The sequence below is a fragment of the Bdellovibrio sp. GT3 genome, assembly GCF_037996765.1.
Taxonomy (GTDB): domain Bacteria; phylum Bdellovibrionota; class Bdellovibrionia; order Bdellovibrionales; family Bdellovibrionaceae; genus Bdellovibrio.
The window spans coordinates 1,451,186-1,475,201 of the sequence record NZ_JBBNAD010000005.1; the positions used below are offsets into that span (position 1 = coordinate 1,451,186).

Below are 24,016 nucleotides of genomic sequence, written 5' to 3' on the forward strand. Positions count from 1 at the left end.
TTATGTCAGAGGCAGAGAGACTGATCAGCGGTCCGACCCTGCGTCGGCTGCTCAGTCTGGTGAAAAAGCATACGGGCATTTATATGGAAGAACGCAAACGCGAGCTTCTGCTGGGACGAATTCGCCCCCGTATGAAGGAGCTGGGCCTGTCCTCTGCCGAGGCTTACATTGATTACCTGGAAAATCATAAAGACGAAATCCAAAAGTTTGTAAACTCAGTTACAACCAATGAAACGATATTTTTCAGAACTCCGGCGATCTGGGATTTTTTTGGTGGGGATTTTTTAAAGTCCTGGTTCCAAAAGAATGCCGGCGAAACTTTGCGAATCTGGTCTGCAGCGGCCTCTACCGGCGAGGAATCGGCGAGTATTGGTATCATGTGCGAGGAGTTCAAGAGATTGAATCCCAGATTTCATTACCGCATCTATGCCTCTGATATTGATACCGACGTGCTCGAAGGTGCGCGCAAAGGTGTCTATAAGGAGCGAAGTATGGAGGACCTGCGTAAGCGGTCTCCGGATATTTTCAATCGTTACTTCAAGGGACGGGATTCAGCGGAATTGCAGCTCCATCCGTCGGTTATGGCGAACATTGAGTTCTTTCAGCATAATCTTCATTCTCGCGGAACTCGGACTGCATTTTTTGATGTGGTGTTTCTGCGCAATGTTTTGATTTATTTCAATGAGCCGGATCAGGAGCTGGTGCTTAAGAACATGCACGCAAGCTTAAAGCCACAGGGTGTTTTGATAATTGGTGAAGCGGAATCCCTGGCGCGATTAAATACATCCTTCGAATACACCAAACCACTAATTTACAAGAGAGCGGTCTAATGGGAGCGACAGTAGGTAAGGCAGTTGGTAATTTGCAGATGTTTGCCTCTTTTAAGCTGGGGGACTCCGAGCTGGCGATTTCTGTGGCTTTGTTGCAGGAAGTTGTCAATGTTCCGGAAGCCATCAGCCCGGTGCCACTTGCACCTGCTTACTTGAAAGGAATATTCAATCTTCGCGGAATCGTGATTCCGGTGGTTGATATGGGCGTGCTTTTAGGTTTGCCGCGCGATGAGAAAGCCCTTGGTAAAATTGCCGTGGTTATCACTGAAGGAGTGCGAATCGGACTCTTTTTTGATTCCACCTCTGAAATTTTAAATGTGCCGGCCGCGGATGTCTGTGCCTTTAATGATGCGCCCGAAGGCGTGCGCGCCGTCGTACGCTCTGCTTTGAAATTGAACAATGGCGCCCGCCTGGTTGAAGTGATCGATCCGGCATCGCTTTTAAAAATCGAAAATATCGCAAGCCTATTAAGTTCCACAGAACAAAAAGACGAGACACTTAAGAAAAAGCTGACTCGTCGTCAGTGTATTACATTTCATTCCGGTGACCGTGAGTTTGGTCTGAATATTTCAGCCATTCGTGAAATCATCCGCGTGCCCGAGATCAAAAGAAGTTCGGTGCAGGTCGAGTACAGCCTTGGAGTTGTCAGTCTGCGTGGAGTGGTGATTCCAGTGTTGGACTTCGGCAAAATTCTGCAGGTTCAGCCTTCTTCTGAAGTGGATGTGGAAGCCAAGCGCATTATTATCATGAAAATAGAGGCCCTCTATGTGGGTTTCATGGTGGATGCCGTTGATAGCATCAAGACATACTTCGAGGAAAATCTCCTGCCAATTCCTATGTTTGATCAAAAGAAAATGTCCATGATGCGTGGGGTTCTGCCGGTCGCTGAGGATCGCAACGTTTTGCTATTGGCAGAAGATCATATTCTGTCTGATGAGGAAGTTGATGAGTTCACGCGAGGCCATAGCTTGCTGTACTCCAAGGAAAATGCAAAGGCCCTTGAAAAAGAGGCAGCTGGTGAGCGCCACGCTTATATCTCCTTTAAACTGGAATACATGCTTTCGACACGTCTAAGCTCAGTCCATGAGATTGCGAATCTGACGGAGGATATGGTGAAGCCACCAGGATTCCCGGATTATGTGGTGGGTGTTCAGCATATGCGGGGTGAGGTTGTTACCCTGGTGGATCTGCGCATGTACTATGGAATGAAGTTCACCGGGGACTACAGCAGCTCACGCATTCTGATCGTTAAGGGTGCGCAGGGCAAGATTGGGTTGTTGGTGGACTCGGTGGAGTCCATTGACACCGTTGATGAATCCAAAAAAATAAAAATTCCAAGTTTGTTCGCCAAAGATGCCCTGACGGCTTTGCGCGGAGACATACAGGATGTCGTTGAACTGCCAGATCCCACAGGAAAGAAAAAGATCTTTATGGTATTGGATATGCCGGAGGTCCTTCGTAAATTGCTGAATCCCCAAGGCAGCGCTGCCTAATTTAGTCTTTTGACACATTTCAGTTCGTAATTCGTTTTAACCAGATCACCTCGCTATCCTAGGCATAAATTTTTAGCTCTGGGAGCGGGGTCTTTTTATGAATGTCAGTCTACGAGGCGCAAGCCGAGTTTCTTGTGTTTTGCTTGCAGCAGGTAAATCTTCGCGAATGAGCGGAAAAAATAAGCTTCTTTTGCCCTTTGGGGGGCAAACACTTGTACGTCGTACAGCGATGGAAGTCCTGAATATCAATTTCGAGGAAATGATAGCAGTGACCGGGCACGAAGCGGACTCCATTTCCGCGCAACTTAAGGATTTGCCATTAAAAGTGGTATTAAATCAGGAGTTTGATGCCGGTATGCACAGTTCGATCAGAACCGGATTGGCTCACCTGCGCAAATACCATGATGGTTTTTTTATTTGTCATTCCGATCAGCCCGAGCTCGATTCGGTCATGTTGAAAGATATGATTCGTGTTTTTGAAGAACACGAGGGAAAAAATATTGTTTATCTGTCTTGTCAGGGAAAAACCTCGCAGCCCATTTTGATTCCGCGCGAATTTGCACCCGAGATCCTGCAGTATCCAGACGGGGACTATGGATGTTCTTATCTGCTGAATAGATATTCGCAGCGTCTGGCCCCTTTGGAAGTAAAAGAGGAAATGTACCTTCGCGATTTGGATACGCCAGAGGATTTGTCGATTATTTCGCTCGCACAACATGGTTAAGCAACCAGTAAAAAGGAGTATACGATGAAAGTGAAAGTTTTTGGTTTGTTAATGGCAGCAGCTCTATTGGCTCCTCAAACAGGTTTGGGACAGGACGATCCTAAAATCTATGAGAAAATGGAAAAAACGGGTCCCCATAGCATGGAAGGAACCCAGGCAATAGAAGTTGAGGCAAAAGTGGTTGAGGTCAATCGAAAGACCCGTGAAATCACCTTAAAGCCGAAAGACGGTGAAAGCATGACCGTGAAGGTTGGCGATGAGGTCAGAAACTTCGATAAAATCAATAGAGGTGACATGCTAAGAATCCGTTACCTGGAATCTTTGGCCTTGGAGCTGAAAAAACAAGGCACCGCAGAGAATATGAGAGACAGATCAGCAGAAGTCATTCGCTCCAAGCCGGGTCAGAAGCCGGGGGGGATGGTGGTGGAGAAAGTTTCAGCCATCGGTACTATCACAAATGTGGATAAGAAAAAGAAGAATGTGACTATCAAAGGACCAGAGCGTTCGGTCACGGTTCAAGTGCAGGATAAGAGTATTCTGGATCAACTGAAAAAAGGTGATCAGATAGAGATTGAGTATACACAAGCGATGGCAGTTTCAGTAGAGACCATCAAACGATAGAAACTTAAAAGGTGGGGCAAGCCCCACCTTTTCTTTTTTAGTGATTTTTGTTTTCTCTTCTTCGCTCTCCAGTGTTCGATTCGTCGATGTCTGAGTTGGAACCCATTTCACTTTGAGTGGACCAGTCATGAGTTGATTCGCGTTGCACGCGGATATTGTTAATAATATCCCGAACGGACGAAGTTCTTTCTGTCAGATCCTCCGCCAGATGTTTCATGCGTCTTTCCGGGACCGTACCTGAAAGAGTCACTTCGGCATCCTTGACTTTAACCTCTATGTCACGAGCGTCGATCTGGGAGTCCCGAGTGAGCATGTCGCAAATGTCTTCGCGGATTCGGTCATCGGAGCGTACGTAGGATTTCGGTCCGTGACCAGCAAAGGACTTGCGCTCGCTTCTTTCGTGGCCATAGTCCTCTTCTTGATAGTGACCTCTGCGTCCCCCGTATGCTTGAGAGCCGCGATGGTCCCGGTCAGAGTAATTTTGTGAACTGTAGTCCCTGGAGGAGTTTTCCATGTTAAAGTCCCGGGCTCTTTCATCTTCATTGGAACTGGAAAAATTGCTTTGGCCATTGTCATTCTGTGACCAGCGGGAATCGTTGCGAGAGGAGTGAGAGCCACGAGAAGAGTAAGGTCTTCGGTCCTGGCTGCGATTGAATCTGTTTTGCATAGAATGCTCCTTTTGTGCAGCCTTTACGATCACTCAGGTTGATTCGGCTGCCAATCTAGGGCGGAGCATTTGGTCATTAATCATATTGTCAGAGCGCAGTTATTTCGCGGATCCAAGGGTGATTTAGTTTTCCCTTACCGATGTCCAGTCTGACTCTGTTGTAGAGATTCACCTTTTCGTAGAGTTGTGAAGAGACCCGAATATCCTGTGGGAGAATCAGCGAGGATTTGGTATTCGAAACCTGAATGTGGTAGGTGATGTAGTGTCTTCCTGAACGAACACGGTGCATTTGGGTGTAGTGCCCCTCCACAATTCCTTCAACTATAATTGAAGGTGAGCGATCCAGCTTGATGTTAATTTCAGAAAAAAGCGCGGTGCCGCCAAACGGAATGGCGAATGCAAGAACCAGAATACTTTCAACGATAATGCGATGACCCCGCGATGACTTTCTGAAGATGTAACCTATGATAGCGACCAGAATAACAGCGGCAAGAGTACTGGCTATAAGAGCCGATCGTGCAAGTTCAACAGAGTTCACATACACATCTTCGCGCAAACGCATCCATTGAAGAACGCTTGCAAAGGCATAACCTGCAAATCCCCAAATCAATGATTCAGAGACAAGTGCTTTCCATGCAAAGGTGTCTGATTCGCGCGGTTGCTTTTCAATCTGTTCAATTTGCTTGGAGAGTTTTGCGAAAAGAACGGCAATGGTGTTGTCGCTGCGCTGGTCGCCGGGAAATCGGGCTTGAATAAAACCGCCGCTGCCGGCGATCCAGAGACAGCCGTGTGAGAATAGTTCTGTGATCAAGCCTCGGCATTCTGAGTCGCTTTGAATCTTGCGCATAAAGCCCGTATTGTCGGATGCGATATAGATCAATTCATCAAACTGAAGATCCCGTGTCTGGATTTCATCAGCAAAGCCCCATTTTTTAAACCAGCGATCCAGTTTGGACTCTTTTGTCAGTTTAAAAGTGATATCGCGGGAATAACTTCTGTTCCAAGTGGTGAGCTGCTGCTTGGCACGGCCTTTTGCTATGTAGGAGAAAAGTTCAATACCTTCGTGCTGACTGGTGGTGCCTATCATTTTTTGTAAAGCAATGTGGCGATTTCCCAATCGGAATAGGAATGCACCGACAGTGATGATGAGCTTCAATAGTATCCACATAAATAAATTATTGTCTTTTGAAAGATTCATGTCCAGACATTCCGACCTGGTGGGACTTCTTTTATAATTGTTCAGTCGAAAGGGGATTTATGCGTTCAATCTTGATAATGCTGACGACACTGTTGTTTTTGGGTTCCTGTGCTCATAAGAAAAATGTCGGTCAGGAAAGTAATGGCGAAGGTTGGTTGATATTAAAGGGTGCACGCCTTATTGATGGCATGGGCGGAATTCCCCGGGATAACGTAAATATTGTTTTGAAGGATGACCGCATTCAGTCGATTCTGGATCCCAAAGAAGCACTGCCTCCGCGAGCGAAAGTTCTGGAGCTAGAGGGTAAAACGGTGATTCCTGCCTTGATGTCGTCGCACATTCATTTGGGCATGACCAAAGGGGTCGATGTTGGGTCCCGGAATATTTCTGCTGAAAATGATCTAAGTCAGCTCTACAAGTTTTCCAAATACGGTGTGGGTGCAGTTTTGTCTCTGGGTACGGATGGTGATGAGATCTACAAAATCCGCGCAGACAGTCAAAGAAGTGACAGTTCCCTGCCGCGGGTTTTGACAGCGGGAAGGGGATTTGGCGTACCTAATGGAGCACCTCCGATGGATATGGGAATTGATCATGTGTATCGGCCTCGAACTGTGGCGGAGGCACGTAAGCAGCTTAAAGATCTTTTAGCAAAGCAGCCCGATGTTATTAAAATTTGGGTGGATGATTTTCATGGAAAGATGAAAAAGAAAATGGACCCGGCAATCTACAAGGCACTGATTAAGGATGCCCACGCCAATAAGGTGCCCGTGGCAGCCCACGTTTACTATTTGCAAGATGCCAAACTTTTGGTGCAGGCAGGTGTGGACATATTGGCGCACAGTGTGCGGGATCAGGATGTCGATTTGGAACTGGCGTCCTTGATGAAAACCAAAAACGTCGCCTACATACCGACTCTGTCAGTGGATGAATCACAGTTTATTTACGAAAAGAAACATACCTGGATGGATGAGCCATTTTTTCAAGGAGCCCTGGATGCAGGTGTGATGTCGTGGTTGCAAACATCTTACAAAGCCAATCCCGCAGCTCGTGAATCATTGAGTCAGGCCCAGAAGAATGTCATGACATTATATAAAGCAGGAATCGTAATAGGACTGGGGACTGATTCGGGTGCGAACCAGGCACGAATTCAAGGTTTTAGCGAACACCGTGAAATGGAACTTTTGGTGGATGCCGGCATTGAGCCGCTGGAGGTCCTGCGTATGGCCACGGTCAATAATGCCAATATCCTCGGGTTGACAAAAGACTATGCGGGAATTCAACCGAAAATGAAGGCGAATTTGATCGTGTTGGATGCCGACCCCTCAGAGGACATCCGTAACACGCAGAAGATAAACACTGTCTTTATTAACGGCCGAATTATCGAAAGACATTAAGACAGAAGGTAATGACGGCGGCATTGAAAAAATCAATAAAGCACGAGCCTACCAAGGGCACGACTAAGAATGCTTTTGGTGCAGGACCGTATTTTTGGCTTAAGGACTGCATGTTAGCCATAGCATTGGCCGTGGTTCCCATCATAAAGCCTGTGTAACCCGCGCCAATCACGGCTCCTTCGTAGTCCTTGCCGGTGGCCCAAAAAGCCGGTCCGACAGCTGTGACTGCGACAAGGATTGTTTGCACAGTCAGGAAAACTAAAATTGGTAAGGCTGCATTTTTTAGCTCCTCCAAGCGCAAACTCATGATGGCCATGGCGATGAACAAGGTCAGGGCCACTCCGCCGATCTCCTCCATCCATTCTGGTTGGATATGGAAAAGGTTTGTGAAGTCCTCGATGTTTCTAAATATCGCAGCGACAACCATTGAGCCGATATAGATGGGCAAAGTGATTCCCAAAGCAACAATCCAAGTTGAAACATAAGAACCCAGGCCCATGATCAGAATCAAAGCCAGAAAGTGCAGCAGCAGATCGCGACCCGGAAATGCTTTCAAGAAGTGGGAGTCATCCACTCTGGCATGGCCTCGGGAAGCGTGACCTTTTAAATTGTGTTTATGAATCAAATAAGTCGCCAGAGGTGCACCGATCAAACCACCCAGCAGGATACCGCCCATCGCGGATGTGATTCCGATGATGGAGGCGTTTTCAACTCCGGCGGCTTCAAAAGCTGGTGCAAATGCCAATGCTGTACCGGGACCACCAGTTAACGAAACTGCGCCGGTCAAGACACCCATCAAGGGATGTACGCCCATGACTTTGGCGGCACCGATTCCCGCTAGCACCTGAAGTAACAATCCAACGATTGAAAGCAACAGAAAATAGACCACCATCTTTCCGCCTTGCTTCAACAGGCGAAACGAAGCTGCATATCCGACCGAGGCGAAAAAGGCGATCATCAGGGGAGTTTCAAAGGACTTGTCGAATTGGAACTCGATCCAGCCTTGGGATTTCAAAACAGAAATAACAATGGCGACGAGAACACCACCAATGACAGGGGATGGCAGATTGTATCTATCGATAAAAGTAATTTTTGATTTTAGAAAGCGGCCCAAATAGACCACAAGGACTGCGAACGCGACGGTTTGAATGGATGATAAACTCATGTCTCAAGATTAAACGGCTCAAAGGGGGGCTGTCTAGGGTGCGTCGCGATATTGGGTTTACAAGACGGGGTAAAGCTCATAGATTGATCCTATGATTCGCGCTGTTGTCGTTCATATTATGATTGTGTTCAGCCTGCTCAATATTTGGAGCGTGGGCTTTGCATCACAATTTGACGACTGTTGTGAATCCCAGGTCGAGCTGACTTCGGGTGCCTTTCATGATGAATCTTCTCAACAAGTTAAATTAGTTAGTGAAAGTCATCAGGACGAGGATTGCGCAACTCAATGTGTTGATTGCGTGATTTGCCATAGTCAGTGCAATCAGCACGGTTTGATGAGTTTTTCTTCTCAACTATTGGGAATTGAATTACAGCAAGTATACAGAGCAGCTGCACTGGCGGATTACTCAGAAGCTCCTCTGCGCTCACAGAAAGAACCTCCTCGGGTTTAAGCACCCGTCATCTCTAATTAAAAAATGAAACAGATTTTTTGTCAGACCCCGTATTAGGTTTGGCTTTCATCAGGATATTTATAATGAAAATTATTTTTCTGTCGTCGCTGCTGTTAGTTGCAGTGGCCTCTAAGGCGAATCAAGAGGGTTTAACTCATCAACATGGGTTTCATAGTGAGTGTCCTTTGCCCAAAAACCCGCAAGAGGTGATCTCGTGCGTGATCACTCATCATCCTAATGCTAAAAGAGCATCCTTGGAATTGGATCAATCCAAAGCCCTGCAAGGCAAGGCTGAGCAAATTCCAAATCCTGAAATTGATGTCGAGGCGGTCTTTGGAAAAAATAGCGCTTCCAGCACCGATGTCGGCATTCTGCAGCCCATCGAGTGGGGAGGCAAAAGATCCTCGCGCAAGAAGATGGCAGAGTCGGAATACCTTCGTTCGGATTCAGAATTGAAGACCATTCAGGCGGACCTTATTTTGGAAACAGTTTCGAACCTGTATCGCTTGGCGCAACTTGAAAGAGAGAAAAACATAAACTCTCAGTCAATAACGACCTTTCAAAAGTTGGTGCGCCAGCAACAAGGACGCCCTGGATTGGGGCCCGAGCAGCGGGTCAGTCTGTCTGTTTACAGAATGGCGCTGGCTGAAGCTAAAATGAAGCAGTCAGAAATCCTGGAGGAGGAAAAGTCGCTAGAACATTTCTTTCATGTGGGGACCGGGCACGACATTCAGGAATTGCTTCCGGCTCTTCCTTCTTTGCCAAAGACCTGGCCTGAAGTGACCGACACGAAAAATGGAACGGAGGCTTCTCCTGCGATGTTGAAGTCCTTGGCAGAGATCTCGTATTTCAATGCTGAGTTATCTTCCGCCCAGGCCGAAGCCTGGCCTTCTTTGAAGTTGGGTCCGATGGCCAAGCTTGAAAAAGGACCTATGGAATCTGAAAACTTGTATGGCTTCAGACTGATGATGGATTTGCCGGTGCTGAATTGGAATTCAGGTGGCAAAGCCTATTCTCAGGCAGGGTTGAAAAAATCCGAAATGTTTGTCGAGCTGACACAAACGGAAGAGGCCCACGAAAGAGTGGAGCAGGTGCGGATTTATCGCTCGGCCGTTCAGGCTTTAAACGAAGCGCCGACCTCAGATGAAATCGACAAGGAATTTTCCTCCAACCAAAAGCTGGCAAGTCAGGGGTTGATCCCGAGTTCCCTGGTGGTGGAGTTTCATCGTCAAAGTGCGGATCTTATTCGCAGTCGCCATGGGCGTGAACTCCGGGCGATTCAGTCCTTGTGGCGAGTTTATAAATTTGATGGTCGTATCTTTAAGGAGTCGCCATGAAAACTTCGAATGCATTTCTATTTCTAATTTTAGGTTTGTTTTCTTCTGTTTCTGTGACTCACGAAGCTCCAGCCGAGTCGAATCGAGTCGGCCCCGGAAAAGCCATCGAGCAATTTGATGCAGAACAGGGATTTAAGATGTCTGAAAAGGCGATGAAGTCCTTGGGTGTTTCTTTTCAAAGTCTGGCAGGTAAAGGGCCGTGGCAGATTTCGAAAAGTGCGTTGATTCAAATTAAGCAGTCCAAAGCCGTTTATCGTCGCTATGATGGATGGATTTCAATGGTTTTGGTGAATGTGGTTTCTGAAAGCAAAGATGCTTTGGTAATTAAGGCCATCGATTTGGAACCCGGTGATGAAATCGCGGTCCAAGGTGTTTCGTTTTTGCGAATGACAGATTCTGATCTTAATGCGGGCACAGTGGACTCCTGCGCCCACTAGAGGATGTTTTAAATGATTTCAAAATTAGTTCGCTTTTCAATTTCATATCGCTGGTTGGTTATTTTCTTTACATTTCTGGCCGCCTTGGGTGGCTGGTTTGCATTTCAAAATCTGCCGATCGATGCGGTTCCTGATATTACCAATGTGCAGGTTCAAGTAAATACGGCAGTTGAAGCACTGAGTCCCGAAGAGATCGAGCGCACCGTCACCGTTCCTGTGGAGATTGCCTTGAATGGAATTCCCGGTGTGACTCAAGTTCGATCCATAACGCGGTTTGGAGTTTCTCAGGTGACCGTGACCTTCGAGGATAAGACAGATATTTACCGGGCCCGCCAACTGGTCTCTGAAAGAATTCAGGATATTTCCGATTCCTTGCCGGGTGGAGCCCAGCCCAAGCTTGGACCTGTGACATCAGGACTGGGCGAAATATTTCACTACGTGGTCGAAGCAGAAAAGCCAGCCGAGGGTGTAAAGCGCCTAGAGCAGCTTTCTGAAATCAGGGCACTTCAGGATTGGTATATAAAACCTCGACTGCTGACGGTAAAAGGGGTTGCTGAAGTGAACACCATCGGTGGTCATGAAAAGCAGTACTTGATTCATCCGGATCCCAAAAAGCTGTCTGCAAATGGCGTGCACTTCAGTGATATCGAGGAATCGATCGAGCTTGCAAATAAAAATGCGGGTGGTGGTTACGTTGAGCAGACGGCGGATCAATTTCTGGTTCAAGCCTTCGGACTGTTTGAAACCCTAGAAGATATAAAAAGCGTTCCGGTGCGGGTTCTTGAAAATGGTCGTGTGATCACGATTGGCGATATTGCTGAAGTCAGCATAGGCCGGGAGCTGCGTACTGGTGCCGCCCTTCACAACGGTAAAGAAGCAGTCTTGGGTACAGTGTTGATGCTACTTGGAGAGAATTCCAGAACAGTGGCTTTAAAAGTCGCGGCCCAAGTCGAAGAAATTAAAAAAGGACTGCCAGAAGGTTATGTCATCAAGACAGTTTATGATCGCTCGTATTTGGTTAACGCGACCTTAAGCACGATTGAACATAATCTATTAATCGGCGCAATTCTTGTGATTGTCGTACTATTCCTGCTGGTGGGAAATATCCGGGCAGCGCTTATCACCGCTGTTGTAATTCCTTTGTCGTTGTTACTGACATTTATTTTGATGCGACGTTTTGGGATTTCCGGGAATCTGGTCAGCTTAGGAGCGCTTGATTTTGGTATCATCGTCGATGGCGCGGTTATTGTCCTGGACAATTGCGTGCGGCATATTCACGAGCGCGCGAAGCTTCTGGGACGATCACTTCATGCGGATGAGTTGAAGGACACCATCCATGATGCGACTCTGGAAATCAGGAAGTCAGCGGGCTTTGGTGAATTGATTATTATCGTGGTGTTCCTTCCGATCTTTGCCTTTGTTGGGATCGAAGGGAAGATGTTCGTACCGATGGCTGCGACATTTATTTTTGCCATCTTTGCAGCCTTAGTGTTGTCATTCACTCTGGTTCCGGCACTGGCCAGCCTGATTTTGCGTGGCAGAGTCGAGGACACAGAGCCATGGATCATGCGCCAGGTGTATAGGATCTATAAACCAGCTTTGGAGTGGGGTTTGAATGCTCGCAAAGCTGTGATCTCTATCGCTGTGGTTTCAGTGGCAGTGGGTGTGTTTTTATTCTCGCGCTTGGGCGGGGAGTTTCTGCCTCAGTTGGATGAAGGCGCAATCGCGGTTCAATTTATCCGTCCGGTGACAGTGGGTATTTCTCACTCGGTTGCCCTGGAAGAACGCTCCCAGCAAATCATCAAGACTTTTCCGGAAGTCAAAGACGTCTTTGGCAGAATCGGTACTGCCGAGATTTCCATGGATCCGATGGGGCCGAATATTTCTGACACCTACTTGATGTTACATCCTGAAAGTGAGTGGCCAAAGATCGATGGTAAAAGACGTACGAAGGAACAGCTTATTGCCAGTATCGTCGAGGAACTTGAAGCCTCAGCTCCTGGACAAAGAATTCTGGTCAGTCAGCCCATTCAGTTGCGTTTTAACGAACTGATGGAAGGGACCCGTGCCGATGTCTCGTTGAAGATTTTTGGTGAGGATCAGGCGAAGATCACAGAAATCGCTGAAGAGGCCGTGAAAGTGATTCAGACAGTGCCGGGCGCAGGTGACGTGGAAGTCGAAGCCAAGGGTACAGTCACTGTTCTGGATGTTATTCCAAGCAAAGATATGCTGCGAAGAATGGGCGTTTCCTCCCGCGAAGTTCTGGAGGCCGTGGAAATCGGCCTTGGCGGACACGAAGTGGGTACTTTCTATGAGGGCATGAAAAAGTTCCCGATCGTTGTGCGTCTCAAGGACGAAGACCGCAGCAACGTCGAATCCATTAAGAACTTGCCGGTCGGCGTGACTACTTCGTCGACGATGGCTCTTAAAGATGTCGCGCAGCTGAAGTTTGTGGAGGCCTATAGCTCCTTCAGTCGTGAGCAAACCAAACGCCGCATCGCCGTCCTGGTAAATCCTCGGGGCCGCGATACGGAGTCCTTCGTCAGTGAAGCGCAAGTGAAGGTTGCGGAATCAGTGAAGCTTCCTCCGGGATATTACATGGAGTGGGGTGGTAACTTTAAAAACCTGAGTGAGGCTAAGTCGCGGTTGTTTGTACTGGGACCTTTGGCGTTGGCTTTGGTGTTACTGATGATCTATGCCGCCTTCCGAAATGTTTTTGAGACGGCCTTGATTTTCTTGTGTGTGCCGTTCGCTTTAATCGGAGGGGTTGTGGCCCTGATGATTGGGGGAATGCCGTTCAGTGTTTCCGCAGGTGTGGGCTTTATTGCCTTGTCAGGTATTGCGGTTCTGAATGGGGTGGTGCTGGTCAACTATTTCAATGAACTTCGTGGCCGAGGCATGAGCGGCAATCAATTGGTTCGTCAGGGCACACTGCTTAGAATTCGACCGGTGCTGATGACGGCCTTAGTGGATGTCTTTGGTTTCCTGCCGATGGCATTGTCATCAGGAATGGGCGCCGAAGTTCAAAGGCCACTGGCGACAGTGATTATGGGCGGGATTCTGTCTTCGACTGTTTTGACTTTATTTGTGTTGCCGATTTTGTATTCCGTATTTGAAAAACAGATTTTGGCGTTTTCCCATGAAAGAAATGTTAAATAAAATTGATTAACAAATCCTTAAGGAGGATCGAAATGAAAACATTGTTGAGTTCTGTAGTGATCGTATTGTTGTCGGGTTCTTTTGCTTTTGCTGAAGACGTGAAAACTCCTGCAACGGCTACACCGGCTTCCCCAATCGAGAAGGTGCAAAGAAAAAAGAAAGTTCATATGTGTGGTGAGTGCGGAAAGCCAGAAGTGGAATGCGAGTGTCCGGGTCACAAAAATGATCTGGAAAAGAAAAAGAAGGTAGAACAATCTGGTAAATAAAAAAAGGGGACTGAAAAGTCCCCTTTTTTATTAATACTAAAGCTAAATCTCAGACGTATCGTTACCGAAGATTCGGTGATAGCCCTTCATGAACCAGATCGAGAATCTTTCAACATATAGATGCAATGCCGGAATCACGTACAACGTCAGCAACGTGGAGCTGATCGTACCGCCGATAACGACGATACCCAAGCTCGTACGGCCCTTGGAAGCCTCGTTCAGACCGATCGCTACCGGAACCATCCCGGCAATCAATGCTAGGCTTGTCATGATGATAGGGCGCAGACGGGTGAAGCCCGCGTGGATCAAAGCTTCTTTAAGCTCTTTGCCTTCTTTTTGTTGTTCCATCGTGGAGTCGATCAACAGGATCGAGTTCTTCGTCGCCAGACCCATCAACATCACGCAACCGATCATCGAGAACAAGTCAAAGCTCGAACGCATGATGAACAAAGCATAGAACGCTCCGCAGGCTGCCAGCGGAATTACTGACATGATCGTAACCGGAACAATGAATGATCCGTACAAGCTTGCCAGAACCAGATAGATAAACATCACACCCAAGCCCATGGAAACCAGGATGTTTTGCATAAGTTCGGCAAAACGCTCGGCCTCACCCACGAAGCTGAAGGTCACGCCCGGAGGCGGTTTCAATTCAGTTTTGGTCAAAGCATTCAGTTCCGCCATCACGCCACCCAGGCCTTTTCCGCCCGGAGTGATATCGGCAGAGATCTGGATATAACGATTGCGGTTTTCACGCAAAATCACTGAAGGACCTTGCGCCGGTTTTAGTTCTGCCACGTTTGAAAGCGGAACCAGACGGTTGTTCAAGTTTGGAACTTTCAAATTGTCGTACTCTTTACGCAAGTCACGTTGATCCGGTTTCAAACGAACACGAACGTCATAGCTGACGCCGTTTTCACGGTAAATCGCCGGAGTCATACCCTCGATCAATGAACGAAGCTCCATACCGATACCAGTCAAAGTTACGCCGGACGCTTTTGCGATGTCCGATTTCATTTTAACCTGGTACTCCGGTTTCCCTGCGCGGTAAGACGTATCCGGTTGGGACAAGCTTGGATTTTTCTTCAAAACCTCCAAAACCTTGTTCGAGTACTCGATCAAAGCATTCATATCCTGACCGACGATGTTCAAGTTGAACTGACGGCTGTTTTGCTGACCGGGATTGTCGGTCACGATGATGTTGTATTTTTGCTGAATGTCTTTGAATTCTGCACGAAGGACATCCTTCATCGCCGTCGTATTTTTCTTACGCTGTTTTGAAGGCACCAGACGGATATATAGATTCCCTTTGTGCGCTTCCGAGTTGGATGAACCGATCAAGGCCAGAACGTTCTCGATTTCCGGGAACTTCTTGGCTTTCTCTTCAAGGATTTTTGCCACTTCGTCCGTACCATCCAAGCTTGCACCTGGAGGAAGTTCGAACATCACGAAGAATTCACCATTGTCCTGTGCTGGCAGGAACGTGAATGGAACCATGCGCGCCACACCCAATGACAGGAAGAAAATCAATACGCCAGCTCCGATGGTTTTCAGCGGATTCGCCAAAGACCATTTAAGGGTCACAACGTATTTTTCCTCCATGCGGGATTGGAAGCGGTCAAAAGCCTTCAAAGCAGCTTTGTTCCATTTACCAAATTTGGAAGTGGGTTCCTTGTGGGAGTGCTCGCCCGCAACGTAAGCGGATAACGCTGGTGCCACGAAAAGACCGTCAAACAAGGATACGATCATCGCAAAACAGATCGTTAAACCGAACTGTTTGAAGAACTGACCGACGATACCTTCAAGATTACCGATCGGACCGAAAACGGCAAGGATCGTCAATGTGGTTGCGATAACGGCAAGAGTCACCTCTTGGGTACCCACCACGGCGGCTTTTTTAGGGGACATGCCGGCTTCAAGTTTACGGAAGATATTTTCCCGCACAACGATGGCGTCATCCACCAGAAGACCCACGACCAGGGACATCGCAAGCAAGCTCATGATGTTGATCGAGAAGCCAAAGATACCCATCATGATACACGCACCCAACAGGGAGTTCGGCAGGGCAAAGCCCGTGATCAATGTGGATTTCATGCTTCCTAAGAAGAAGTAAACCACTATAACCGTCAACAAAACCCCAAAGAAGATCGACTCGTAAACGTCAAAGACGTTGTCGCGGATTTTCTTGGAAGTGTCCTGAGTGATGATCATTTTGCCATCAATGTTTTGCTCTTGAAGTTGCTTGTTCACTTTTTCAACTTTGCCACGAATATCATCGGCAACTTGAACAGAGTTCGCGCCGGATTGACGGTAGATTGCAAAGTTGATGGCTTTCTTACCATTCAAGCGGCTGCGCGTGGTTTCGTCTTGAAGAGTGTCTTCAACTTTCGCCAACGTGCCGATGGTCACCGGATGATAAACATCTGCCAAGCGCAGAACAGTATTTCCGATGTCATTCAGGGATTGATACTGGGAAATTGTACGGAAGGAATACTGAGTATTGCCTTCGTCAATTTTACCAGCAGGGACGTTACGTCCACCGGATTGCAGGGCATTGGATACGCTGGTCGCAGAAACGTCAGCAGAGTTCAGACGGTTGTAGTCCATGCTCACGTGGATTTCACGCTTGCGACCACCCAGGATGTCCACTTGACCTACTTGGTAAACTTGCTCGAACTGAGGCGAGATCACCTCTTTGGCCAAGTCATACAGTTTGCCCGGTTCCATATCCGACAACAACGTGATGTACATGATCGGTGCATCAGAAGGGGAGACCTTACGAATCACCGGTTGGTCGACGTCGTCGGGAAGATCGCGCATCACGTTTTGAACTTTGGCGCGCACTTCCTGCTCGGCAAAGTTCAGATTGGTTTTTAAGTTGAACTCAACCATTACCACGGAAACGGATTCCATGTTTTGCGAAGAAACTTTTTGCACACCGGAGATGGTGGCTAGTTCATCTTCCAAAATTTTGGAAACTTCCATTTCGATCTCTTGAGGGCCGGCACCGGCATAAGTGGTTTGCACCACAACGGTTGGCAAAGAGACATCCGGATACAAATCGATAGGAAGTTTCTTTAAAGAAATCATCCCCAATGTAAGCATCAGGATAACAATTGATAGGATAAATACGGGCTGACGAACGGATAATAATGCTGGTGACATAGTGGGCGGAAACTATCAGTTCGCCCGGAAAAGACAACAGAATCTAATTACAGGTCCCGAAGTAGTCAGTAATTACTTACATACTTATTTACAAAGTGAGGCCTTCTTAGGAGAGAAGTTGTAAATCATAACTCCACCATTCTTAAGGAGGCCTGATTTAAGCTCATCCAAATAAAGCGGACGACCACCCAGCTGCTCAACTCCAGCTTTGTCAGTATCAATCGTCCCGGCAATTCCCAGGCAGCCCCATGTTTCAACGTAAGGGCTTGATCCGTGTAGTAGCACGCCACGACTGTGAATATCTTTATTGCCGCTTTCCAGGCCTAGAAGTTCAATGCCGTCGTTGATGTTTCCAGCACGGGGAGGATTATAAGAGCGAGTCACGATAGCGCCATTGGGTGTGGTTTTTGAGCCGTCCCCGGAGCCAAAGCCATTTACTCCGCGAGCTACTGGAATTGGGTTTCTATCCAATGTCTGAGTCAGTTGACCCTCTGAGTTAAAGAAGTACATTTTTCCAGTGAGTTCGTTGTTTTTAAAATCGTTAAATATAAAGGTGTCTGAAGTAACTTTGCCTGTGGCCTTGTTAATTCGATGTGCTTCCAACGCTTGCTGAAGTCCGCACTGAAACAGGCGATCGTATCTAAGTTCAGGAGGAAGGTCTGTGCAGCTGTTATTCTGGCCAGAAAGTGAACGGTTGGTGCCTGCAACTTTTTCACTTAAAACTGCCGCAGATGCCGCCTTGGGGTCCGTCTTATCAATGCCAGATGTTACCAGGGATTTCGTTTCACCCATACCGAACAAATCACGAAGCCAATCAAAAAAGTTAAACTTACTGGATTGGTAAACCGCCGTATCTTCGGTCAATGTACAAGTACCCTTGGTGATACAGCTTTGATCGTTTGCGGAGAACGCGGATTTTGCAGCAACCAGCTGATTATCCTTCGCAAGACTTTGCAGCGTCGTCAGGTCCGCCGATTTGGTTTTGTTATTTACGGAATTCACATACACGACAGAATCGTTGGGAACAGTTTGCATCCCGGTCGGAGAGGAACTATCCAGTTTGCTGGGATTGAAAAAACCGTTTTTAGGTTTGGTCGCCGTCGTTGTGATCTGGGAACCTTTAGGTATTGCACCCACTGTTTGCAGGGCGCGATATTCTTCGGCAAGTGCATTTGCGCTTAACAAAAAAATGAAGCTGAAGATGACGGATTTCATAGTTTTTGTTTCCTTTAACTATATGAATCCATCGGTCTTTTCTGAGTATTTCTTAAGAATTTACGGGACTATTGGACGTTCAGTCAGTAGAGTCTGCCAGACCTAGGTAATAAGGATTCCCTGAATCTTATGCAGAAGCTCCTTGCGTCGCGCTGGCTTAGTCAGCACATAATCACAACCCGCATCAACGCACATCTGACAGTCTTCCTTCAACGAATGGGCAGTCAGGGCGATGATGGGCTTTTTAAAGCCGGCAGCGCGAATACGCCGAACTGATTCATAGCCGTCCATGATCGGCATTTGTATGTCCATTAGAATAAGGTCCGGATTGTTCTTTTCGGTCATCTCGATGGCTTCAAGACCGTTGGTCGCCTGTAGAATCTGCGAGTGGGTTTTGCGCATGTACATATCAATCAACATGCGGTTGTCACTGACATCGTCCACGACCAGAATTTTCGCTCCATGCAAATCGATTTCCTGATTCAGCAAACTGCTATTATCCATATGCCCCTCGGAAATGAATTGTCCTACTATTATCTAAGGGCGGTTTTGCAATTCGCGCAACTCTTTTGGTTTGAAGGTTTCGCAAAATCATTCCGTGATATGGCAAAGACGACGAGGAGTTTTTTGTCGCCGCCTTTGTGCGATTCACACATCAGTAGTTGTATCCGGTCCCGCGCAGGTAAACCCAGATATCAGAGCGTCCTATCAGATCAAAATGCAAGGCGCCGCTGAACGAACCCACCTGTTTTGGTGCGAACTTCACCGTGGCTCTGCAGGATTGTCCCGGCCATAAAGTGCCGCCACAGTTTTCGGTGTGGCTGAAGTATCTGCCGTTAGTGTCAATGTCGTTAATATAAAATGGATAGCTGCCATTGTTGCGCAGGCGAAACCGTGCGGTCTCACTTTTGCCTTTGCGCACGAATCCAAAATTGTAGTTATAGGATTCCTGCACCGAGATCGAATCATCGGTGATCGTAATCACCCCGTCATCAGTGGCGGCAGTTAAGGCTTCCATGTCCTCGGCAAAAACGGGCGGAACAAGGAACAGAGAAGCAGCCAGTAACAATATTGCTTTCACAAATACCCCCTTTTTCTTCATGATCACGAAGGGAAGATTTGGTGGCAAAATGTTATTTTCGCTCTGGCCGGGATCCAGTGTGGGCTGAAAATAAAAAAAGCCGCTGAGTTGAAGCAGCGACTCTTTTGACCAGTCTAATTTTCGTAAGAAAACTATTGTTGGATTTTACCAGTTACTTGGAAGTGCAAACCTACAGTAGTTGCACCAGCGCCGCATTGAAGAGCAGCGTCAGAAGCTGGAACGTAGATCGCTGCGCGACCGTGAAGGTATTTGTAGTTGTTGAATTTCAAAGAAGCATCAAGGAATGCTTTACCGTTAGCGCAAGCAGAAGTGCCTTCGATTGCGTAAGCGCGAGAGTCAACAAGTTGAGCTGTTTTGTTAACGTTGTCAGCAAGTACCAATGCAGAGTATTTGCATACAGAACCTTCTTCAGAGAACGTGCCTTTGATCAAAAGGTTATCCAAAGAGTAGTCAGTCGTCGCAGTTGCCAATTGAACATTGTAAGCCGCGAAGTCAGCTGGGATAGTTTGTGTTTGAGTGTTGCCATCGTCACAAACGAAAGCTGTGAATTTAGACATCCAACGCTCACCTGGAAGAGTCAAATCTTCGTTTGGTGCTGCAAAAGCAGAAGAAAGAGACAAAGTAGCTAGCAATACTAGAACTGATTTCATGTAGATCCTCCTAAAGGATTAGTTAATAAGGTGGAGTTGTTTTACCAAGAAGATTAAAAAGGGCAAGAAAACCACCAAAATTAAACTTTTGGTTTTCAATGCCTTTTCAACTCGCTTGCTTTAGGGGGATTAAGTGTATTTTAACGATGAACAAATGTTAATTAAGGATTCTAACAGAGGTTACGTACATAAGCTCGCAGGCGCCGGCGCCGCGGTCCTCACGCGTTAATGAACTTTTCCATTCGCCGCCATTTTTTCCGCTGAATAAAACCAGCTCACCATTCAGTTCAATCAGATTTCCTTCGCGAAGTGAAAGCAGTAAGTCCTTTATCACTTTGTTCGCGGGGATCATGTGAACATTGGCACTGTGGTGAAGCATCTCATTTTTCGGAAGGGGTGGGGTGCGCCATTTGATGTGATAATAACGTAGTGATTGCCCGATACTGAGTTCATTTAAAACTTTGGAATCCGACATCGGTCCCCAACCCAAGGCAAGGTCGATGGGTGAAATCGCAGCACCGGGGTCGAACCAAAAACGATTTGTGGAAAGGACTCGGGCCCGAATCTTATAGCGCGCCAAAGGCTCGGCCACGCCGGAGTCAAGGATGATGGCTTTGCGCTCGGCCTCGGGAATAGCTTCTTGCTGAGGATCCTCTTTGACCAAAACACCATCGGGAACGGCCACCGGGCGGCTATTCCAGTGCAGAAAGGTCGCTAATAAAACGGCCCCCAGAATGATGTTCTTTCGATTTAATTCCAGCATCCGATTATTTTGAGAGCAAAAGACGAGCTTAGCAAGTTTTTGTCATGGGATTGGACCAAGCTGTGGCCTGATACGTCAGTTTGAGATATTATATCTGTATGAATTTGAACACCGCTTTATTACTGATCGACGTCCAATCAAAAATGTTTGCTCCCTTTAAGCCGGTCCATGCATCCGAAGACCTTCTGGAAAACCTTCAGAAACTGCTGCGCTTGACGCGGGCTTCGGGGACGCCGGTGATTTTCGTTCAGAATAACGGGCAAGCCGGGGATCTTGATGAAACCCGAACAGAAGGTTGGATGTTGCATCCGGAAATGGAAATCCAAGGCGGGGACTTGATTGTGCAAAAGGCCTTGCATGACCCGTTTACCGGAACGGAGCTGCATAATGTTTTGCAAAAAAAAGGTATCAAAAAGTTGATTATCGCCGGAATGCAGTCGGAAACCTGTATCGCCGCCACTTGTCGCAAAGCTCACGAATTGGGTTACGGTGTGACGTTGGTCAGTGACTCGCACAGTACCTACGCAACGGGCGGCAATACCGCTGAGGAAATCATTCAGGGCATCAACGCCGAAATGAAGGAGCTTGTCAGCCTGTGGCGGGTCTCCGACGTGGAATTCTAAAACTGGCCCCTCAAAGTGTGGCGGCCAGCCGCCTGTTATGCTCCAAAGCATACAACGCAATATGCCCAGCCAGCTCGCTGGGCTTTTTCGTTGTACACCAAGTTTTTCTGATCAATCGATTGATATTCGCCCGCAACATTGCACAAGTGTGATTCAACGAAAAGATCGGATCCCATTTCAGCTTTTTAAGTTCACCCTGTCCTACGACGGCTCCGCGCCCACCCAAAACCGTAACGTGCTTTGCCTGCGGAAAGTACCTTTTCACATCAGATGGATAGGTTGGGTTTGAATCAGATCTGATAAGCGCATTCGGATGAACCAGTTCGGTCATATTTGAGAACAATTTTTTCCTAGCTTGACCACGGTGGTCCGGTCGATATCCGTATTTCTTTCTAGCGGGAACTGCCAGTTTCCCTTTGGCTGGCATCTGTGCAACTTCAAACCCCAATATCCTTCTCGTCTTGAACTCCACCATCAAAGTTACTGAGAGCGGTTTGTATTTGGTGTGTTCAAATGTTTCCAAGTCATCGAATTCAACCTCAACTGCCGGAGGAAGTTGTTTATTTTCTTCATGCAGTTCGGACTTTGCCGTCTCTGCCAGGAAACGAAATTTCCGTACCACTGTTTTTCGATTTATTCCCAGTATCCTGGCAGCCTCACGCTGACTTACAAGTCCGGTCATAAGTTTACGAACATCTTTATTTAAGTGACGTTTCTTTTGGGATTTTAAGCGACTTGTCGTCGCTGCGGAAAAGCTCATTTTGCATCTAAAACACCAGAGTCTGGTGAGCCGTTGGCCATCGGATCTTCTATAGTACGTTCCAAGTTTACGAATTGTCCGAGATGCGTCAGTTTGATCTCTTTGTAGGTGGCAATATGGGCATTTTGTCTTCATGCCAAGGGGCAATCGCAACTATTGTGCCCCTCGAGTTGGCTGGAGGTTGCCACATCATGAGGGGCCAGTTTTTGGAATTCTAATATTCAAATTCGATCAGATTTTTAAAGTAAGCCGGCACTCGGGCTTTGAAGCTTATTCTTTTACCGCTGTGCGGGTGATTGAATTCAAGTTCTGCAGAGTGCAGGAATAGATTTTTAAACGGGGATTGGGGTTTGCCGTACTTGGTGTCGCCCACAACTGCATGACCCAGTCCTGCCATGTGCACGCGAATTTGATTCTTTTTTCCGGTCAGAAGATTGATTTTTAAAAGGCTGAATTTGTCGGCCTCTTTCAGAACCGTATATTCCGTGATGGCAAGTTTGCCGTCATCAGAATTCTGGCTGGAGTGAACGACGTAGTCTTCGTCCTCACTCAAATAACTTTGAATGGTGCCGGATTTTTTATCCAGTTTGCCATGCACAATCGTGTAGTAGGTTTTGTTAAAAGATTTCCAGTTGTCTTTAAGTTTGTTCATGACCTCTTCGGTCTTTGCAAAAATCAAAACACCGGATGTCGCCTGATCCAGGCGATGAACCACGTGAACCACTTTGGTGGAGCGGGGATTACCCTTGCGCACATACTGGTTCAGCAGGCCGTGGACTGTGTTTTCGCGCTCCCATTTTGCGGCAACCGTCAAAATACCGGGTGATTTGTTGCCCACGATAATATCCAAATCATCGTGGAGAATTTCAAAACCTTTGGGTTGGTATTTCTTAGGGATCTTTTTTGATGTCGACATGAACTCATTGTTAACAGGTCTGCGCCCTGAAGTGTAGATCCTTTGGGCAAATAGTTGTGGCCCTTGTAAAAAGGGATGATCAAACTTTGGACAGGGGCTGGTTTTTTTGAGTTTTTCGAGGGGATCCTCTAATATGCGCCCATAAAGCTTGGAGGCTCCATGAAGCGTTTATTGGCTCTGTCTTTTGCAGTACTTTCCTTCAATTCAGCATTCGCGCAAACTAATGACGAAGTGACGGCTCTATTGGGCCCGGTTCCTTCAGACCAGGAATTGATCCAGCTTCAGGAAAAGGAATCCGTACAAAGACGCATTGAAATGGGTATGTGGGATAACTTTAATGCCTGCAAATACGGTATCAGAGTTCCTGATAAAGTCACCAGAGGCACCATCGCTTTGACTTTTGATGATGGTCCAAATCCTAAAACCACTCCGATTATTTTGGATACTCTGAAAAAGCACGGTGCGAAAGCCACGTTCTTCGTGTTGGGTGGTAAAATCGCGGGCAACGAGACCTTGATTCGTCGTATTTTGAACGAAGGTCATCACATTGCAAATCACTCCTGGAATCATCCTAACTTTCATACATTGTCAGTGGTTGATGCGAAAAACCAAATCTATCAAACTGACAAAGCACTTCGCCAGTTCGTTACGCCAAACTATCTTCGTTACCCGTATGGGAACTCCACGTGTTCTGCGAACGAATATGCAAACTCAATTGGTTATAATATCGTAGGCTGGAACATAGATACGTGTGACTGGGCTTTTGCGAACACAGGCCGTGTCTCTGATTCCTCCAACAAAACGTGCCAGGCGCCAGCAAGCTTGCGTGCGGATTACGCGGGTTATGTGAACCACGTGGTGGCCCAAACTAACGGTGGCGTGTTGTTGATGCATGATATTCATGCGAATACGGCAAACAGCCTGGACCGCATGATGACAATGCTTGAAAAACAGGGCTATCGTTTTGTGGATCTTGCTGATACAAATTTATTTCCGAAATTGAACGAATACTAATTCGCTTCAATAAGACGGTGGGAAACTTAAAGGAGGACCAAAAGTCCTCCTTTTTTTATGCCCGAA

Annotated in this window: 23 protein-coding genes; 12 read left to right on the forward strand and 11 right to left on the reverse strand. The window is 47.1% G+C overall.

The window, feature by feature from the left end; translation table 11 throughout:
• The first annotated feature begins 2 nt into the window (after positions 1–2).
• The 4 genes from AAAA73_RS14500 (at position 3) to AAAA73_RS14515 (ending at position 3,668) form a co-directional block, all read left to right on the forward strand.
• Entirely contained in the window at positions 3–830 is an 828-nt protein-coding gene (locus tag AAAA73_RS14500; protein ID WP_340599189.1) for a CheR family methyltransferase, read from the forward strand.
• Positions 830–2,323, forward strand: a complete 1,494-nt coding sequence (locus AAAA73_RS14505) for a chemotaxis protein CheW (protein ID WP_340599190.1) — start codon at positions 830–832, stop codon at positions 2,321–2,323. The genes AAAA73_RS14500 and AAAA73_RS14505 overlap by 1 nt, the downstream gene beginning before the upstream one ends.
• A 97-nt stretch (positions 2,324–2,420) precedes the next feature.
• On the forward strand, positions 2,421–3,047 hold the full coding sequence (locus AAAA73_RS14510; RefSeq protein ID WP_340599191.1) for a nucleotidyltransferase family protein: 627 nt from the start codon (positions 2,421–2,423) through the stop codon (positions 3,045–3,047).
• A 24-nt stretch (positions 3,048–3,071) separates the two neighbouring features.
• Positions 3,072–3,668: a hypothetical protein gene (locus AAAA73_RS14515; RefSeq protein ID WP_340599192.1), complete on the forward strand. Its 597-nt coding sequence runs from the start codon at positions 3,072–3,074 to the stop codon at positions 3,666–3,668.
• A gap of 37 nt (positions 3,669–3,705) precedes the next feature.
• Here the strand turns inward: AAAA73_RS14515 and AAAA73_RS14520 are convergent, their stop codons facing one another.
• Both AAAA73_RS14520 and AAAA73_RS14525 read right to left on the reverse strand, forming a co-directional pair.
• Positions 3,706–4,335 carry a BON domain-containing protein gene (locus tag AAAA73_RS14520; protein ID WP_340599193.1) on the reverse strand — a complete coding sequence of 210 codons (630 nt, stop codon included), beginning with the start codon at positions 4,333–4,335 and terminating at the stop codon, positions 3,706–3,708.
• An 88-nt stretch (positions 4,336–4,423) separates the two neighbouring features.
• Positions 4,424–5,503 carry a hypothetical protein gene (locus tag AAAA73_RS14525; RefSeq protein WP_340599194.1) on the reverse strand — a complete coding sequence of 360 codons (1,080 nt, stop codon included), beginning with the start codon at positions 5,501–5,503 and terminating at the stop codon, positions 4,424–4,426.
• An 89-nt stretch (positions 5,504–5,592) separates the two neighbouring features.
• Between AAAA73_RS14525 and AAAA73_RS14530 the strand changes: the two genes are divergently transcribed.
• A complete protein-coding gene (locus AAAA73_RS14530) occupies positions 5,593–6,927 on the forward strand; it encodes an amidohydrolase family protein (RefSeq protein WP_340599195.1) in 1,335 nt (444 codons plus the stop codon).
• On the opposite strand, the gene gltS is transcribed toward AAAA73_RS14530, so the two are convergent.
• Positions 6,911–8,092 carry a sodium/glutamate symporter gene (gene gltS / locus AAAA73_RS14535; protein ID WP_340599196.1) on the reverse strand — a complete coding sequence of 394 codons (1,182 nt, stop codon included), beginning with the start codon at positions 8,090–8,092 and terminating at the stop codon, positions 6,911–6,913. The genes AAAA73_RS14530 and gltS overlap by 17 nt on opposite strands.
• Before the next feature lie 91 nt (positions 8,093–8,183).
• Between gltS and AAAA73_RS14540 the strand changes: the two genes are divergently transcribed.
• The 5 genes from AAAA73_RS14540 to AAAA73_RS14560 all read left to right on the forward strand — a co-directional run bounded on the left by AAAA73_RS14540 (position 8,184) and on the right by AAAA73_RS14560 (position 13,742).
• A complete protein-coding gene (locus AAAA73_RS14540; protein ID WP_340599197.1) occupies positions 8,184–8,543 on the forward strand; it encodes a hypothetical protein in 360 nt (119 codons plus the stop codon).
• An 83-nt stretch (positions 8,544–8,626) separates the two neighbouring features.
• Complete coding sequence (locus tag AAAA73_RS14545; RefSeq protein WP_340599198.1) at positions 8,627–9,880, forward strand: TolC family protein; 1,254 nt, start codon at positions 8,627–8,629, stop codon at positions 9,878–9,880.
• On the forward strand, positions 9,877–10,317 hold the full coding sequence (locus AAAA73_RS14550) for a hypothetical protein (protein ID WP_340599199.1): 441 nt from the start codon (positions 9,877–9,879) through the stop codon (positions 10,315–10,317). The genes AAAA73_RS14545 and AAAA73_RS14550 overlap by 4 nt, the downstream gene beginning before the upstream one ends.
• A 12-nt stretch (positions 10,318–10,329) precedes the next feature.
• Positions 10,330–13,476, forward strand: a complete 3,147-nt coding sequence (locus tag AAAA73_RS14555) for an efflux RND transporter permease subunit (RefSeq protein ID WP_340599200.1) — start codon at positions 10,330–10,332, stop codon at positions 13,474–13,476.
• A gap of 32 nt (positions 13,477–13,508) precedes the next feature.
• A complete protein-coding gene (locus AAAA73_RS14560; RefSeq protein WP_340599201.1) occupies positions 13,509–13,742 on the forward strand; it encodes a hypothetical protein in 234 nt (77 codons plus the stop codon).
• Positions 13,743–13,784: 42 nt separating this feature from the next.
• On the opposite strand, the gene AAAA73_RS14565 is transcribed toward AAAA73_RS14560, so the two are convergent.
• From AAAA73_RS14565 to AAAA73_RS14590, 6 genes are all read right to left on the reverse strand, one after another.
• Positions 13,785–16,907: an efflux RND transporter permease subunit gene (locus AAAA73_RS14565; protein ID WP_340599202.1), complete on the reverse strand. Its 3,123-nt coding sequence runs from the start codon at positions 16,905–16,907 to the stop codon at positions 13,785–13,787.
• Positions 16,908–16,991: 84 nt separating this feature from the next.
• Positions 16,992–18,122, reverse strand: coding sequence for a hypothetical protein (locus AAAA73_RS14570; RefSeq protein ID WP_340599203.1), 1,131 nt, complete (start codon positions 18,120–18,122; stop codon positions 16,992–16,994).
• A 102-nt stretch (positions 18,123–18,224) separates the two neighbouring features.
• The gene (locus AAAA73_RS14575) at positions 18,225–18,626 is read right to left on the reverse strand and encodes a response regulator (RefSeq protein WP_340599204.1); all 402 of its coding nucleotides are present in this window, start codon (positions 18,624–18,626) and stop codon (positions 18,225–18,227) included.
• A 151-nt stretch (positions 18,627–18,777) separates the two neighbouring features.
• On the reverse strand, positions 18,778–19,203 hold the full coding sequence (locus AAAA73_RS14580) for a choice-of-anchor D domain-containing protein (protein ID WP_340599205.1): 426 nt from the start codon (positions 19,201–19,203) through the stop codon (positions 18,778–18,780).
• Positions 19,204–19,355: 152 nt separating this feature from the next.
• A complete protein-coding gene (locus AAAA73_RS14585; RefSeq protein ID WP_340599206.1) occupies positions 19,356–19,874 on the reverse strand; it encodes a hypothetical protein in 519 nt (172 codons plus the stop codon).
• Between the two features lie 157 nt (positions 19,875–20,031).
• On the reverse strand, positions 20,032–20,637 hold the full coding sequence (locus tag AAAA73_RS14590) for a hypothetical protein (RefSeq protein ID WP_340599207.1): 606 nt from the start codon (positions 20,635–20,637) through the stop codon (positions 20,032–20,034).
• A 98-nt stretch (positions 20,638–20,735) separates the two neighbouring features.
• Here AAAA73_RS14590 and AAAA73_RS14595 point away from each other — a divergent pair, with 98 nt between their 5' ends.
• Positions 20,736–21,260, forward strand: coding sequence for a cysteine hydrolase family protein (locus AAAA73_RS14595; protein WP_340599208.1), 525 nt, complete (start codon positions 20,736–20,738; stop codon positions 21,258–21,260).
• A gap of 10 nt (positions 21,261–21,270) precedes the next feature.
• On the opposite strand, the gene AAAA73_RS14600 is transcribed toward AAAA73_RS14595, so the two are convergent.
• Together AAAA73_RS14600 and AAAA73_RS14605 are read right to left on the reverse strand one after the other, a co-directional pair.
• Positions 21,271–22,020 carry a transposase gene (locus tag AAAA73_RS14600; RefSeq protein WP_340599209.1) on the reverse strand — a complete coding sequence of 250 codons (750 nt, stop codon included), beginning with the start codon at positions 22,018–22,020 and terminating at the stop codon, positions 21,271–21,273.
• A 214-nt stretch (positions 22,021–22,234) separates the two neighbouring features.
• The gene (locus tag AAAA73_RS14605; protein ID WP_340599210.1) at positions 22,235–22,936 is read right to left on the reverse strand and encodes an RluA family pseudouridine synthase; all 702 of its coding nucleotides are present in this window, start codon (positions 22,934–22,936) and stop codon (positions 22,235–22,237) included.
• A gap of 159 nt (positions 22,937–23,095) precedes the next feature.
• Between AAAA73_RS14605 and AAAA73_RS14610 the strand changes: the two genes are divergently transcribed.
• Entirely contained in the window at positions 23,096–23,950 is an 855-nt protein-coding gene (locus AAAA73_RS14610) for a polysaccharide deacetylase family protein (RefSeq protein ID WP_340599211.1), read from the forward strand.
• The last annotated feature ends 66 nt before the right edge of the window (positions 23,951–24,016 follow it).